This window comes from Pseudonocardia kongjuensis (genome assembly GCF_039526905.1).
Taxonomy (GTDB): domain Bacteria; phylum Actinomycetota; class Actinomycetes; order Mycobacteriales; family Pseudonocardiaceae; genus Pseudonocardia; species Pseudonocardia kongjuensis.
This window is the reverse complement of the sequence record NZ_BAAAJK010000038.1, coordinates 1-805: the sequence shown is the minus strand read 5'-3', so window position 1 is coordinate 805 and position 805 is coordinate 1. Positions and strand designations below refer to the sequence as shown.

At 65.6% G+C, this 805-nt stretch carries 1 pseudogene; it reads right to left on the bottom strand.

The annotated features are described in order from the left end of the window. Positions 1 to 64: 64 nt before the first annotated feature. Positions 65 to 539 (bottom strand): annotated as a pseudogene (locus tag ABD160_RS26365) (transposase family protein); the annotation flags it as partial. Between the last annotated feature and the right edge of the window lie 266 nt (positions 540 to 805).

Sequence of the window (805 nt, the reverse complement as noted above, 5' to 3'; positions counted from 1 at the left end):
CATCCCCCCAGGTCAAGACCCACATCGCGGCTCTAGGCCTTCCGAATTACGCGGAACGCGGGCCCATGTCGTGCCGCGCGCCCGGCATTGGCGGGGAGATCCACACCAGGCGGCCGACCGGGTCCGCGATGACCTGCACGTTCAGCCCGTGGGCCTTGTGCTTTCCAGAGTAGAACGCCCGGTCGTAGCCCGATGCCATCCCGACCCGGTCGATGCGCAACAGGGTGCCGTCGAGGATCACGAACGCCTTCCGTTTCGCGACCTCGATGGCCTGTTCCAGGGTGGGGGGCCTTCGCGGCGAGCAGCTCGATCCCTTCCTGGATGTAGCGGTAGACCGTGGAGGTGCCGACCCCGAACCCGCAGGCCAACTCGGCGTAGGTGTCGTTCTTGCGCAGGTGCGCGACCACCAGCAGCGCCTGGCGGCCGGCGGCGAGCTTGCGCCACCGGGTTCCACGGGCGGCGCGGTGTCCGCGCAGGAGATCGGCGAGCAGGTTGAGCGCGCGGCTGGACACGGTCATCCCAGACGGGTAGGACAGCACCTTGAAGCTCCTGGTAGGACGTGTTGATCTAGTCAATCGCCCGTCTACCAGGAGCTTCACCCATTCGAGGCCACGACACGCCGCAGCCCGCTGACCTGCTCATCCAGCAGGTTGGCAAAGGCTCAGTGCGCCGCTGTCAGGACGACATTACTGCCAATGAGCGCCCCCGACGACATTGAGCCGGTTAAGTGTACAATGGCACTGAGCCTTTGCCAACCTGATCATCCGTTGGCGATCATGAGGGTCTGAACTGCGGCGACGAGCTC